The sequence below is a fragment of the Prevotella sp. LCP21S3_D2 genome (assembly GCF_052118345.1).
Classification (GTDB): Bacteria; Bacteroidota; Bacteroidia; order Bacteroidales; family Bacteroidaceae; genus Prevotella.
This window is the reverse complement of the sequence record NZ_JBQKHJ010000010.1, coordinates 1-13,725: the sequence shown is the minus strand read 5'-3', so window position 1 is coordinate 13,725 and position 13,725 is coordinate 1. Positions and strand designations below refer to the sequence as shown.

The following is a 13,725-nucleotide window of genomic DNA, read 5'->3' as shown; positions in this document are numbered from 1 at the left end:
AGAAAATGCAAATCCACGAGATATTAAAGACATACTTCGGTTACGACTCGTTCCGTCCCAATCAGGAAGCCATCATCCAGGAGGTGATGCAGGGGCACGACTGTCTGGTGCTGATGCCTACGGGCGGCGGCAAGAGTCTGTGCTATCAGGTGCCGGCATTGGCGATGGAGGGAACGGCGGTGGTCATCTCTCCGCTCATCAGTCTGATGCACGACCAGGTTGAGGCGCTCAAGGCGAACGGTATTCCTGCCGAGGCTCTGAACAGCGGCAATGATGCTACCGATGAAGTCATCATCCGCCGTCGCTGCGAGGCTGGCGATCTGAAGCTGCTGTATGTATCACCCGAGAAGCTGATCAGCGAGATTCCTTTCCTCTTCAGCAACATCAGGATATCGCTCTTTGCGGTAGACGAGGCGCATTGCATCAGCCAATGGGGGCATGATTTCCGTCCGGAGTACAACCAGTTGGGTCTGCTCCGCGAGAAGTTCCCCAACGTCCCGGTGATGGCGCTCACGGCTACAGCCGATAAGATTACGCGCCAGGACATCATCCAGCAGCTGCATCTCAACGGTCAGACGTTCGTCAGCAGCTTCGACCGTCCTAACCTCAGTCTCTCCGTCCGTCAGGAGAGCACGAAGAAGGAGAAGCTGAAGTTCATCTACCGCTTCATCCAGAGCCATCAGGGCGATGCGGGTATTATCTATTGCCTGTCCCGCAAGAACACGGAGATGGTGGCAGAGGCGCTGAAGGAGCACGGTATCAATGCCGAGGCCTATCATGCCGGACTCTCCAGCGTGCAGCGTGCATCGGTGCAGGAGCGCTTCAAGATGGACCAGATTGATGTGGTATGTGCCACCATCGCCTTCGGAATGGGCATCGACAAGGGCAATGTAAGATGGGTGATTCATTACAACATGCCGAAGAGCATCGAGAGTTTCTATCAGGAGATAGGACGTGCCGGACGAGACGGCGATCCTGCCGATACCATTCTCTTCTATTCGATGGGCGACATCATCACCCTGCGCTCGTTCTGCGAGGAGAGCGGACAGCGGACGGTGAATCTGGAGAAGCTGCGAAGAATGGAGGAATATGCCGAATCACGTGTGTGCCGCCGCCGCATTCTCCTGAATTACTTCGGAGAGACATCGGCAAAGGACTGCGGTCACTGCGATGTTTGCAACAATCCTCCGCGCACTTTCGACGGTACGGTACTCACGCAGAAGGCGCTCAGTGCCATGGTGAGAGCCAGCGAGAAGATTGCCGTGGGCACGTGTATCGAGATTCTCAGGGGCATGCAGACGCCTGCCGTTGTCAGGAATCATTATAATGAGCTGAAGACGTTTGGCGTGGGCAAGGACGTGAGCGTGCGCGACTGGCAGGCTTATCTGCTGCAGATGTTGCAGATGGGTTTCTTCGAGGTGGCGTATAATGCGCATAACCAGATGAAGGTTACGCCATTGGGATGGAAGGTTCTCAAGGGCGAGCATCAGGTTTCGCTGGCGATCATGGAGAATGAAGAGCGGTCAACTCGTCCGCAAAAAGCCAATAGGTCAGCACGCGGCAACAGCATCCCTGTGGTTCATGCTGAGCGTGTTGTTTTCCAAGAAGAAATGTCGGGTGCAGAAGACAAGAATCTCTTTGAATATCTGCGCAAGATCAGGAAGAATCTAGCTGACGAGCAGGGTTATCCGCCATACATCGTCCTTTCCGACAAGAGTCTGCATGAGTTGACCAGGATGAAGCCAACCACCCTTGAAGCCTTCGGGCTCATCAGTGGAATCGGAGAATTCAAGGTGAAGAAGTATGGTGAAACCTTCATCAAGGCTATCAGGAAATATACGGGGAAATAGTTAGTTATCGGCTAACCCATTCCAGACTGTTCACCTCGTCCTTCACAGAGAAGTTCAAGCCTATCTTCACCACCTTCTTGCCGCTCATCTTGAAGGCGTCGGCATAGTGCTTTGCATCTATCTGGGCGAGAGCCTCCTCGGCACTCTTGTTGAACTTCAGTTCCATCACGTAGATGGTATCATCCGTCTCCATCATAATATCGATTCTGCCCTTAGCCGTATGCGGTTCCACTAGGATGCTATAGTTGGTAAGCAGGGCAAACATGATGTAGAGCGTCTGCTGCCAATGCCCCTCGTAGTTGGTGTTGTCGCAGTAAGGCACAGTCTCCAGAAAGTCGTTCAGCAGGCAGAAGGCTGCATCCATATCACCCTTCTTCACCAATACCGACATTTTGGCGATGGTTGTGTTAGCCTTCGCCGACTCGTCCGTCAGATAATGAGGCAAGAGACTACCATACAACCCTACCCTTATCTCCTGGTTAGGCAATACCAACTGATATAATTTCGTCGGTTTATCATAACCCTTGATGGTGACATACCCACTCTGATAAAGCAAAGGTATGATGGTGGTCATCGTTTCAGTGGGGGCATCAAAGTCCTTCTTATCCACCTCTATGGTCTCGCCGAGGTCTGCAGGCAGGAAATCATACTGTCTCATCATATTGATGAGATAGGTAGGTGTACCGGTTCCAAACCAGTAAGAATCAATTTCTCCATCAGCAAAGCAATTTAGTAAGCTATAAGGATTGAAGACATCAGGCGAAGGCCAGCAGAAATGATAGCCATCATAATGACTTTTCAGTTCCTCGATGGTCTCCTCTCTGCTCTGTTCCAAATTCTCAGCCAACTCATCAATATCATCGCTCATCTGGGTCAGCAGTTCCTCCTTAGTGATGCCACAGATGCCAGCATAAGGCAACTTCATGCTCACATTCTTAATGTTGTTCAGCTCGCTGAAGATACTGAGTTGCGAGAACTTCGTAATGCCCGTCAGGAAAACGAAGCGAAGCAATGGCTCGCAATCTTTCAAGGGACTGTAGAAATTGCGCATCGTATTGCGCAAAAAATCGAGTTTTTCCTTCTCGTGAGCCACATCCAGCAGCGGTGCATCATATTCATCGATGAGCACCACCGCCTGCTTACCAGTCTTTGCTGTAACAGTTTTTATCAAGTTGAGCAAACGAACGTTCGGATCTGGAGAATCACAATCCACTCCAAACCTATCCTCATTTTCCTTTAATATATATAAGAGGTATCTATCCAACTGTTCCTTCTCCATATGTTTGCCTCCAGCCAGGCTGAAGTGCAGCACGGGATAAGCCGTCCACTCCTTCTCCAGCTTCTCGATGGCAAGCCCCTCAAAGAGTTCCTTCTTACCCTCGAAATAACTCTTGAAAGTGGAAACCAGCAGCGACTTGCCGAAACGGCGTGGTCGGCTCAGGAAGAAATACGTTCCATCGGTATGCGTCATATGATAGATGTATTCCGTCTTATCTACATAGAACATATCCTCCTTGCGGATTCGTTCAAATGTCTGAATTCCTATAGGATATAATTTTCTTGCCATAATCAAACGCTGTCTAATGAAATTTATTTCAGTTTGTCTTGTCTCAAAAAGTCAGGCTGTCCAGACTTTAAGCACCTTTTATAATGTTACCATCTACTTGATAAGCCACACTGTCCATCGGAGGAACGAAGTTCAGCAAATAAACTGTCGAACGCTCCTTCAGACTGATTTTCGAACATTTTCTAACTTCCTTTTCAGCCAGATAACCTGCCAAAAAACAATTATTCATTCCCATATATCATCTCATCAAGTTCAGAAGATAATTCAGATATTTCATCAGAAAGAGAATCAAGATAATCACCCATGATAAAATGGTATTCATCATCCACGATATTCTCCATTTTTCCTTCATCTGTCATGCAGTATGCCGAATACCATGAAATCGGGATTGCATATTCCAGCATTTCTTTTATTTTCTCATCAAGCTTCTTTTCCTTAGCCAGCTTCTTTTCCTTAGCCAGTGCCACCTTCATCAGCACATTCAGAGAAGTCAGCACATACGGACTATGGGTGGTCATAACCACATAGCTATTTGCCCCCGACCGCTCATAAGCCTTCTTGATATTCTTCACAATCTCTTTCACCATCGCAAACTGCGACTTCGGAAACAGATTTTCTTCCAGCTCCTCAATATACAGCTGGGCGAATTTATATCTATACATCTTAGTTCCCTTAATCACATCATCCGCACTGATTTCTTTATTCTCATCATCCAGCACAATCTTTGCCACCAAACTCGTGAAATCAGTAAGGCTCGACTTCGGAATCTTCCCCACCTGTCCGGTAACATAATCCACAAGCACAGCCAAAGGCAACGCCGACTGTATACCACTTGAAGCATAAACAGGCGCTATCGTTCTACCCACCTTCTCAAGCACGATTCTGTCAGAATCCGTAACCTTATCATAATAATATTTCATATTATCATCAAATGGAATTCTCAGCGGATGCTTGATATCATATTCCTTCTTCGCCTCCTGATATTCCAGAAGATAATTAAATATCGAATCATAGTCAGATGAGCGATAAACCTTATCAATGTTCTGAATAGCCGAAACCAGATTGCGTTCCGAAGGAATAAAACTCAGTTTTGCATTATAGCGCTCAGTTTTGAAATTCGCTTTCTTTCTGATTTTCACATTCGCCTTCACGCCATCCATCTCGATGGTAAGGCAATCACCATCATAAAAGATATAAGAATCAGCAGCAAAGAAAGCATCATCGAAACGATGAAACTTCTTCAGCTCTTTCAGGAATCGGCCATAATGGGTATATTTCTTCAGCAGATTCTCGCCATCAAGCATGATTCGCTTTTCTATCCAGCGACAGAAGCACAATATTTTCATAAAGGTACTTTTTCCCGAAGACTGTTTACCCACAATAAGCATTACGGCAGACAAAGCGATGTCTCCCGTATCAACAATTGGGCCTATATTTTTAATTCTTACCTTAGGCATATCTATAATAATGAATGTTCAATTGCAAAGTTAAGCAATAAAACTCAGAAATGCCCTTCTTGGCTTATCTTTTTATATATTTTTACACATTCTCCAATCATATAACTTTCCCCATGCTGCCACGCCCCCATCCACCACCCCCACAAACGCAAAAATCCCGGCCCAGAGATTCCATTTTGAATCTCAGAGCCGGGATCTCTTATTCCTATCTACCAGCTTATCTTTCCGAAGCTTGGTATTCCGTTATTTATCCAGCGCCTGGTATTTAGAGTGCTGACTCTTGTACTCCGGAACGATTTGCTTCATCTTGCCCACTATCTTCATGTCGTCGAAGGTCTGAGCTATGCATGACAGTTCATCCAGTTCCTTGCATACATCGGCATAGTCATACTCACGCACCTTCGCAATCTTGATTTTCTTGTGGAAGGTAGGGAGCGTCACCTCCTTGTCGTTGAGCACCTCTTCGTAGAGTTTCTCGCCATCACGAAGACCAGTGAACTTGATTTCCACGTCCTTAGCACCGCTCAACTTAATCATGCGCTTAGCCAAATCCACAATCTTCACAGGCTGTCCCATGTCGAACACGAAAATCTCACCGCCATTTCCCATTGTACCAGCCTCCAAAACCAGTTTGCAAGCCTCGGGTATCAACATGAAGAAGCGGATGATGTCGGGATGCGTCACCGTCACAGGACCGCCGTTTTTAATCTGCTCCTTGAAGAGCGGAATTACCGAACCGTTGCTGCCCAGCACGTTGCCGAAGCGAGTGGTTACGAATTGAGTCATCGCCTTCATTGGCATACCAGCGTCATCCAGACAAGCATCAGCATAAATTTTTCCCTCCTTGATAGCCTTGTCCAGACTCTGCACATAGATTTCGCAGATGCGCTTCGAGCAGCCCATCACGTTGGTAGGGTTCACCGCCTTGTCGGTGGAAATCATCACAAACTTCCTCACGCCATACTTCACGCTCAAGTCGGCTATCACCCTCGTGCCATCCACATTGTTCTGGATGCTCTCGCTCGGGTTGTCCTCCATCATCGGCACATGCTTGTAGGCTGCGGCGTGGAACACGTAGTCAGGCCTGTGTTCACGGAAGATTTCCTCCATCCTAGGCTTGTTCTGTATGCTCGCCATCAAGGTGAACGCCTCGATATGCGGAAAATTCTTCGCCATCATCAGACGCACGTCATGCAATGGAGTCTCAGCCTGATCCACCAAGATGAGTTCATTCGGCTGATAGATGGCAATCTGTCTCACCATCTCGCTGCCGATGCTGCCAGCCGCACCCGTTATCAGGATACGCTTACCAGACAGCAGATTACCCACAGCCTTCATATCCACCTCAATCTTCTCACGAGGCAGAAGATCCTCGATGTCCACTTCCTTAATTTGCGAATGCGATAAATAGCTCTTGCCATCCCATTCCTGCGCACCCGCCAACACGAAGAGTTTGATGTCGTTATCTACCAGGCTGTTAATCATCTCCGTATTCTTGCGCAGTTCCTCACTCTTCACAGGAGAAACCAGCAAAGCATCAGCATTCTCCTTCTTCATTTCATCCACCAGATGCGCATCGTTGCGGAATATCTCCACGCCCATCATATACTTGCCCTTTCCATTCACGGTATCACTCACGAATCCCTTCAGGACAAATCGAGAAGGTTTAGTGCTACGAATCATCTTCGCCAACCCCACGCCTCCACTGTGCGTACCATAAATAAACACACGTGTCGCCTTGCCCGTATGCATCGAGTCGTATAACATTTTTACAACCACACGCAAAGCCGTCATCATCAGGGTAGCGATGAGGAAGGTAAAGAACAGTTCACGTATACGCACAGGCTCCAACCATCTATCCACATGAACGTAATATCGGGCTATGGCAATGATAACGAAGCCGATGGCATTGGCAGATGCGATACGAGTCAAATCCACAAACGAAGAGTAGCGGATGATAGCCTGGTAAGTGTGCATCAGCCGGATGCCTATCAGATAGGCTATAAGATAGACGCAGAGCGTACCCACCAACGGCCAGAAGTTATTTGTAAGCTCGCTGCCCCCATGATCCAAATAATAGCATAATATACCTGAAAACAAAAGGATCAGACAGTCGAGGATAAGCACACACCAGTATGGAAGGGCATTTTTAGTAAAATACCATTCTCTCAGTTTTGAAATAAAATTCATAAAGAGTTTCTCTAAGTCTCGTTTTTTTAGTACTCAATAGCTTCCTTGATGCACTCCACAATATAGCGCACATCATCATCGCTCACCATAGGACCGGCAGGCAGACACATACCAATCTTGAAGATAGCCTCGCTCACGCCATTCACATAGGCAGGAGCATCCAGATATACAGGCTGCTTGTGCATCGGTTTCCACACAGGGCGAGCCTCAATCTTCTTCGATAGCATGAACACACGCATCGCCTCCACGTTCTCGTTAGGCTGGCAGTCGGTAGTAGGCGAATCCACCACATGAATCACGCCAGCGGCACCACCCACGGCAGTCTTCACCACCTCCTTGTAAGCATTCTCCTGTCCCTTGACTTTCAGGTTATCATCCAGCACGATGGTGCAGAGCCAGAAGTTAGAATCATAGTCAGCATTAGGCGCCTCATGCAGCGTGATGCCCTCCACATCCTTCAACAGTTCCTTGTACAACTGCTGCACGTGCTTGTGGTGAGCGATATGGTCTTCGAGCACCGTCATCTGTCCACGTCCGATACCAGCACACACATTACTCATGCGATAGTTATAGCCGATGGCGGTATGCTGATAGTAAGGATAGGAGTCGCGCGCCTGAGTAGCATACCACATCACCTGGCTCTTGCTCTCTGCATCATTACAGATCAAAGCACCGCCTCCCGAGGTGGTAATCATCTTGTTGCCGTTGAAACTCAGCACGCCAAACTTGCCGAAGGTACCCAGCACCTGTCCTTTATAGCGTGATCCGAATCCCTCAGCGGCATCCTCCACCACAGGAATGCCATACTTTTCTGAAATCGCCATAATCTTATCGCAATCATAAGGCATACCATAGAGGGCAACAGGCACGATAGCCTTAGGATACTTACCCGTCTTCTCCTTGCGGTCGATGATGGCTTTTTCCAACAGCTCAGGATCCATGTTCCATGTATCTGGCTCCGAGTCGATGAATACAGGCGTAGCACCAAGGTAAGTGATAGGGTGCGAGGAGGCACAGAAGGTAAAGCTCTGCACGCAAACCTCATCACCAGGACCTACACCACATGCCAACAGTCCCAGATGCACGGCAGCAGTTCCAGCGCTCAGCGCCACCACCTCCTTCTGCAAGTCAGTTCCATCACTGTTTTTTGAAACAAACGCCTTCAAGTCATCCTCGAATCCATTTACGTTAGGTCCCAAAGGCACCACCCAGTTGGTGTCAAAGGCCTCTTTCACAAACTTCTGCTCCATGCCATTCTCGCTCATGTGAGCCAGGCACAGATAAATCGTTTTTCTTTCTTCAGCCATAATATCTGTAAGTTAAAATTTCACCACAAAGGAAAAGGCATCAAATCACCTCTCCAGCATAATTCTATTTTCATATCATTCCAGAAAAGTCTTGCAGTTTGATTGTTTCTTGCCTTTTACAATATTAAAATCTTAGTGGAAAGATAAGAAACTATCTCTATTATTCATACAATACAAAGTTTACCTTATTCTCCTATTTTATTTCCATCAAATAGTCGTTCTTAGCAAACATTTTACCATATTTAGGCTGCAAAAGAGCGGCATCAACCTTATTGCCCTTTACCCACTCGATGATAGCCTTAGGCAAATTCACCCCAGCCTCGTAGCTGAATGGGAAACCACCCCCAAAACGTGGATTCAACTCCAACACACAATACTCGCCCTTTTCGTTCTGCATCACATCAACATCAAGATTACCTATATGCTTCAATGCAGAGCCAATCTTCTTGCCAAGTTCACGTACTTCAGGTAAATCCAAAGTAATAGCCTTATCAGTCTCGCCAGCTCGCATCGCAAGTTTCTGCTTCACACTGACAGCAACATTGTTACCCTCCAAGTCATTCATGATATCCAGTCCGAACTCCTTGCCGGTCAATTTTTCCTGAATCATGATGTACTCATCACCCACAGAAGCTGTTGCCAATATTGTCTTTTTGATCTTCTTCATCAACAGATGATAGTAGATATCCAATTCTTCCATATCGGCGATAGATTCCAATCCAATTGAGCCAGATCCCCAACGAGGTTTCATAAACAATGGGAAATGTAATTCGCCAGTTTCCAATGCTTTCTTGGCATCTGACAATCTAACAAATGTCTTAGGAGACATAAGTCCCAAAGATTCCACCCATTGTGCAGTCTTATATTTATCAAAAGCAATGTCGATAACAGAAAGGTCGCTTACAATAAGCTTAACACCTATCTCCTCAAAACGAGCCTTGTTTTCTGCTAGTATTGGTAGCTCCAAGTCGTTAAGAGACAACAAAGCGTCAATCTTCTGCTCTTTACAAATATCCAAAGTAAGATCAACATATTTAGGGTCATAAACAGCTGGAACTTGGATCTTGACATCCGCAACTTGTAATGCAGGAGCAGATAATTGCATATCGCTAGCAACCACCTTATCGCCAGCTTCCATATTCTCCTTAAAATATTTCAAAAGATATGTGCGTCTTCCCGCACAAGTAAATAGAATATTCATACTTATTTAATATTTATATACAGTTAATATATCATCGATATTTTGTCTTCTTCGAGCCTCAACAAATTCACCATTTCTCTCCATAAGTATTGGCTCTAAGAAATTTATAAATGTAGGTGTTAAACAGATTGTATAAGCACCAACTCCTCTAAACTGAATAAAGTCACCAGCTTCTACAATTGGCATTTTTACATCTTTCAACATAACATCTTTTTCCATACATGTTGACCCAACCACATCACAAATACAAGTATCAGCATTTGGAACAGCTTTAAATACAACATGAGGCAAGTTATTAGCATGCATCGTAGGTTTTACATCAAAAACAGTACCATCAACCATTACAAAATTAACCTTACCTACTTTTTTATTCTGATAAACCTTAGTATAGTAAGAAAACACATTGGATACAACAGAAGAACCTGGCTCTATAACAATATAAGGTTTATGCTCCATAAACCATGAACTCTTTTGAATTTCGTCTATAACACAGTTCGCATAATCTCCATACTTTGGTCTTCCAGTCAAATCCATACCTTCTGGGGCTGCTCCAAAATAACCTCCTCCAATATCAAAATACTCTAAATCATTCAATTGATATTTCTCACATACAGCTAACATGTGCTGGGTTATTATCTTATAGTTTAAAACAGCTCTATCTGAGGTTGAAGTATGTCCATGCAAAGAGATGATCTTGATTCCAGCCTTGCAAAGACGATTGATATTTTTCTCAACTATATTATCAGGAAAACCAAATCGTCCAAAGCGCAAGCCACACTGGATAGTACTATTACCATTCTCATCAGTAAGATTAATATTAATACGCATTCCAACCCTTACGTTCTGCAAAGGGTTTTGCTGTTTATATCTACACACAAAATCTACTTCATATTCACTATCTAAGTTGATAATTGCACCATGTTCAAGGGCTTCTTTCAAAATATGAGGTCTTTTAATAGGACCGTTAAAGATTACGTTAGTAAATCCAATCTTACGGGCCAGCTCATATTCCATTTCACTAACCACCTCTGCGAAGCACCCTTCATCAAGGGCTATTTTACACAAAGCAGGTACATAATTAGTTTTTAAGGAATAACCAGCAATAACCTTTTCATATCGTTTTCTGAAAGCATTGAGAAAACTATTTAGATTAAATCGATACTTATCAGAATCCATTATATAAAAAGGAGAACCATATTTTTCATCTAAATTCCTTAACAAGTTATAATTAATTTGTTCCATTGAAATCCTCCATAGTGGCGTCATTATCCGAGTTAATATCCTCCCGGAACAACACCTTCTTTATTGTTATAAATATTACCTTTAAATCTGTCAGCAAAAAGAGATGATCCACATACCAGACATCTAGTTTAAATTTTTCAGTCCAGCTGATTTGGTTACGTCCATGACATTGAGCCCATCCAGAGATACCTGGACGTACATCATGTCTTCTCATCTGCTCCTTACTATATAATGGCAAATACTGTACAAGTAATGGTCTTGGACCAATCAATGCCATATCCCCTTTCAACACATTGATTAACTGTGGCAGCTCATCTATCGAAGTAGAACGTACAAATGTACCAACCCTTGTCAATCTATCTGCATCAGGTAACAAGTTGCCACTAGCATCTCTTTCGTCAGTCATTGTCTTGAACTTAATGACCTTAAATATTTTCCCATCCTTACCAGGACGTGCCTGAAAGAAGAATGCACCAGCACCCTTATTTGCAAAATGCAACCAGATGGTTACAACTATCAAAATTGGGCTAATGCATATCAATGCTATTAGAGAAATCCAGAAATCAAAGAATCGCTTAAAAAAATGTGCGTACATACCTTTTACTTCATTAAATTAATAAATGTTTTCTCTAATACTTCAGCTACCTGTGCCGATAATTTTGCCTTATCATATACTTCTACTGATAAACGGCGTGCATTTCTTCCCCACTCTTCCAATAAATCCTTTTTATCTTTGTATTCTAACAGTTTGTCAGCCAATTCTGATGGTTTTTCCACATTCACATAGAATCCACAATTCTGCTGTTCCACCATATCCTTTGTCCAACCAGCTGAATTCACAATTATAGGCTTACCTGCCGATAACGAGTCAAAAAGTTTATTGGGAGAGTTTGTTGCAAGAATTGGAAGATTCTTGAACGACGTTATACTTGCATCGCAGCAATTAGTCACCTCAGCAACCACTCCTACAGGATGATTACCAAGGAATTGAACGTTGTTCAAATTATGTTCCTTACAAAATTCTTTCAACTTTGGTTCCATAGCACCCTCGCCCATAAAGATGAAATTAATACTGTTGTCGCCTCTATTCTTCAAATCAAGAGCTGCATTTACAATATATTCCAAACCATTGGCAACAGCCAACATACCAAAATGAATCACATTAAACTTATTCAAGTCTATGCCAAAACGCTTCACAATCTCCATATCTACCTCATGTGGATGGAAAATGTCTGGCTTCGACATATTTGGTATCATGCTGGTTTTCCGAACAGGAGTTCCAGCCTTAACAACACCCTCCTGCATACCTGGGCTCAAAGCCACTACATGTTCTGAACACTTGTAGATACGTTTTTCAAACTTTCTCAAAGCCCAAATCAGCAATGGATTCTTAACAGCTCCGACCTGAATAGGGAACTCTGGCCATAAATCGCGCACTTCAAATACATATCTCCAACCCTTTAATGCACGAAGTGCCAAAGCTACGGCACCGATTGTCAAAGGAGTAGAAGTAGCATAAACCAAATCAACATTCTTCTCTTTCTTTGCTACAGATATAGACTGAAAGATAAACTTCACAAACGACCATACTTTCTGCATTTTCGTCTGCGAGTTATTATATAAGTTATTTACATATATCACATCTATACCATCACGGTAAAAACGGCCAGGAGCGTGTTTCGATTCACTGTTTCCTGTTATTACAGTCACATGATGTCCTCTTCTAACAAGTTCTTTCGAAATCCAATAAGAACGTGTTGCACCTGGCTCCTGAGGAGTTACAAAATACTGATGAATGTAAAGTATATTCATAGCAATTAAATATAATCCAATACAGCGTTCTAACTACTTATCAGTGAGTTGGCAGTACCGGTATTTTTGAATAAAGTTTTGATTTTCTAAAATTTAATAATAAAGAGACGACTTGGGAAGTGTTTTTTACCTCCCAATCCGTACCATCTTCAAAATAGCAAACATAGTGACAATATCACTTTTTCACGGAAATGTTACGAGCAATCATCCTGTATCAGCAATTCACAATTTAGGTAAGTTTGAGCTTGAATACTTTTTGTAGTCTCCCAGATATAAGGAGCGCACGCCCATGTTGGAGTGATAATTGATACTAATCCGTAATCATCCATAATACTAGTCTCTCCTAAAGATATCTCGTGTATAAACCTTTTCCTTTACATCATCTAGACAAGCATCGTAGCGGTTGGCGATGATGGCATGGCTCTGTGTCTTAAAGGCTTCAAGATTGTTCTCAACTCTACTACCGAAGAAGGTGCTACCCTCTTCCAAGGTTGGCTCATAGATGACTACCTCTGCCCCCTTTGCCTTGATACGTTTCATGATGCCCTGGATGGCTGACTGGCGGAAGTTGTCGCTGTTTGACTTCATCGTCAGGCGATAGACACCAATCACGCAGTTGTGCTCCTTGCTGGCATCATAGCTGTTGGCATCGGCATAGCTGTAATAGCCTGCCTTCTGGAGAACGGCATCAGCGATATAGTCCTTACGGGTGCGGTTGCTCTCTACAATTGCCTCTATCAGGTTCTCTGGAACATCGGCATAGTTTGCCAGGAGCTGCTTGGTATCCTTTGGCAAGCAATAACCACCATAACCGAAGCTTGGGTTGTTGTAATGGGTGCCGATTCGTGGGTCAAGACCTACGCCATCGATGATTGCCTTGGTATCGAGTCCCTTTACCTCTGCGTATGTATCCAACTCATTGAAGTAACTTACTCGGAGTGCTAGATAGGTATTGGCGAAGAGCTTGACTGCCTCTGCTTCCTTCATGCCCAGCTACATCAGCAAAGCTGGCAAGAAGACTCCACATATCGGTCGTTTTTGGTCGGGATGTGCACAGTCTGTTAAACATGGTCTCGAAATCATGGGTATTGGCCTCATT

10 protein-coding genes and 3 pseudogenes are annotated in these 13,725 nt (G+C 44.3%); 2 read left to right on the top strand and 11 right to left on the bottom strand.

Annotated features, from left to right (window positions below):
* Window positions 1-5 precede the first annotated feature (5 nt).
* Window positions 6-1,850: a DNA helicase RecQ gene (gene recQ, locus ACTQ16_RS08285; protein WP_294972164.1), complete on the top strand. Its 1,845-nt coding sequence runs from the start codon at window positions 6-8 to the stop codon at window positions 1,848-1,850.
* Window positions 1,851-1,854: 4 nt separating this feature from the next.
* Here the strand turns inward: recQ and ACTQ16_RS08280 are convergent, their stop codons facing one another.
* From ACTQ16_RS08280 to ACTQ16_RS08230, 11 genes and pseudogenes are all read right to left on the bottom strand, one after another.
* Complete coding sequence (locus tag ACTQ16_RS08280) at window positions 1,855-3,417, bottom strand: ATP-binding protein (RefSeq protein ID WP_441936952.1); 1,563 nt, start codon at window positions 3,415-3,417, stop codon at window positions 1,855-1,857.
* Window positions 3,418-3,484: 67 nt separating this feature from the next.
* Window positions 3,485-3,646, bottom strand: a complete 162-nt coding sequence (locus tag ACTQ16_RS08275) for a hypothetical protein (protein WP_441936950.1) — start codon at window positions 3,644-3,646, stop codon at window positions 3,485-3,487.
* Window positions 3,639-4,763: an ATP-binding protein gene (locus tag ACTQ16_RS08270; RefSeq protein WP_441936949.1), complete on the bottom strand. Its 1,125-nt coding sequence runs from the start codon at window positions 4,761-4,763 to the stop codon at window positions 3,639-3,641. Before ACTQ16_RS08270 ends, ACTQ16_RS08275 begins: the two co-directional genes overlap by 8 nt.
* A gap of 354 nt (window positions 4,764-5,117) precedes the next feature.
* Window positions 5,118-7,064 carry a polysaccharide biosynthesis protein gene (locus ACTQ16_RS08265; RefSeq protein WP_441936948.1) on the bottom strand — a complete coding sequence of 649 codons (1,947 nt, stop codon included), beginning with the start codon at window positions 7,062-7,064 and terminating at the stop codon, window positions 5,118-5,120.
* A gap of 26 nt (window positions 7,065-7,090) precedes the next feature.
* The gene (locus tag ACTQ16_RS08260; RefSeq protein WP_441936947.1) at window positions 7,091-8,371 is read right to left on the bottom strand and encodes a DegT/DnrJ/EryC1/StrS family aminotransferase; all 1,281 of its coding nucleotides are present in this window, start codon (window positions 8,369-8,371) and stop codon (window positions 7,091-7,093) included.
* A 193-nt stretch (window positions 8,372-8,564) separates the two neighbouring features.
* The gene (locus tag ACTQ16_RS08255; RefSeq protein ID WP_441936946.1) at window positions 8,565-9,572 is read right to left on the bottom strand and encodes an ATP-grasp domain-containing protein; all 1,008 of its coding nucleotides are present in this window, start codon (window positions 9,570-9,572) and stop codon (window positions 8,565-8,567) included.
* Window positions 9,573-9,578: 6 nt separating this feature from the next.
* Window positions 9,579-10,814, bottom strand: a complete 1,236-nt coding sequence (locus ACTQ16_RS08250) for a hypothetical protein (RefSeq protein ID WP_441936944.1) — start codon at window positions 10,812-10,814, stop codon at window positions 9,579-9,581.
* The gene (locus ACTQ16_RS08245) at window positions 10,801-11,409 is read right to left on the bottom strand and encodes a sugar transferase (RefSeq protein WP_441936943.1); all 609 of its coding nucleotides are present in this window, start codon (window positions 11,407-11,409) and stop codon (window positions 10,801-10,803) included. Before ACTQ16_RS08245 ends, ACTQ16_RS08250 begins: the two co-directional genes overlap by 14 nt.
* Before the next feature lie 5 nt (window positions 11,410-11,414).
* Window positions 11,415-12,626: a glycosyltransferase family 4 protein gene (locus ACTQ16_RS08240; protein ID WP_441936941.1), complete on the bottom strand. Its 1,212-nt coding sequence runs from the start codon at window positions 12,624-12,626 to the stop codon at window positions 11,415-11,417.
* Between the two features lie 197 nt (window positions 12,627-12,823).
* Window positions 12,824-12,955: pseudogene (locus ACTQ16_RS08235) on the bottom strand (glycosyltransferase); the annotation flags it as partial.
* A 4-nt stretch (window positions 12,956-12,959) separates the two neighbouring features.
* Window positions 12,960-13,619: pseudogene (locus ACTQ16_RS08230) on the bottom strand (UDP binding domain-containing protein); the annotation flags it as partial.
* Between ACTQ16_RS08230 and ACTQ16_RS08225 the strand changes: the two are divergent.
* Window positions 13,615-13,725 (top strand): annotated as a pseudogene (locus tag ACTQ16_RS08225) (transposase); the annotation flags it as partial. The pseudogenes ACTQ16_RS08230 and ACTQ16_RS08225 sit on opposite strands and share 5 nt — an antisense overlap.

What these genes read in the sequence shown, in the direction of transcription:
- recQ (WP_294972164.1), top strand. Translation starts at nt 6, where the DNA reads ATGCAAATCCACGAGATATTAAAGACATACTTCGGTTACGACTCGTTC.
- ACTQ16_RS08280 (WP_441936952.1), bottom strand. Translation starts at nt 3,417, where the DNA reads ATGGCAAGAAAATTATATCCTATAGGAATTCAGACATTTGAACGAATC.
- ACTQ16_RS08275 (WP_441936950.1), bottom strand. Translation starts at nt 3,646, where the DNA reads ATGAATAATTGTTTTTTGGCAGGTTATCTGGCTGAAAAGGAAGTTAGA.
- ACTQ16_RS08270 (WP_441936949.1), bottom strand. Translation starts at nt 4,763, where the DNA reads ATGAAAATATTGTGCTTCTGTCGCTGGATAGAAAAGCGAATCATGCTT.
- ACTQ16_RS08265 (WP_441936948.1), bottom strand. Translation starts at nt 7,064, where the DNA reads ATGAATTTTATTTCAAAACTGAGAGAATGGTATTTTACTAAAAATGCC.
- ACTQ16_RS08260 (WP_441936947.1), bottom strand. Translation starts at nt 8,371, where the DNA reads ATGGCTGAAGAAAGAAAAACGATTTATCTGTGCCTGGCTCACATGAGC.
- ACTQ16_RS08255 (WP_441936946.1), bottom strand. Translation starts at nt 9,572, where the DNA reads ATGAATATTCTATTTACTTGTGCGGGAAGACGCACATATCTTTTGAAA.
- ACTQ16_RS08250 (WP_441936944.1), bottom strand. Translation starts at nt 10,814, where the DNA reads ATGGAACAAATTAATTATAACTTGTTAAGGAATTTAGATGAAAAATAT.
- ACTQ16_RS08245 (WP_441936943.1), bottom strand. Translation starts at nt 11,409, where the DNA reads ATGTACGCACATTTTTTTAAGCGATTCTTTGATTTCTGGATTTCTCTA.
- ACTQ16_RS08240 (WP_441936941.1), bottom strand. Translation starts at nt 12,626, where the DNA reads ATGAATATACTTTACATTCATCAGTATTTTGTAACTCCTCAGGAGCCA.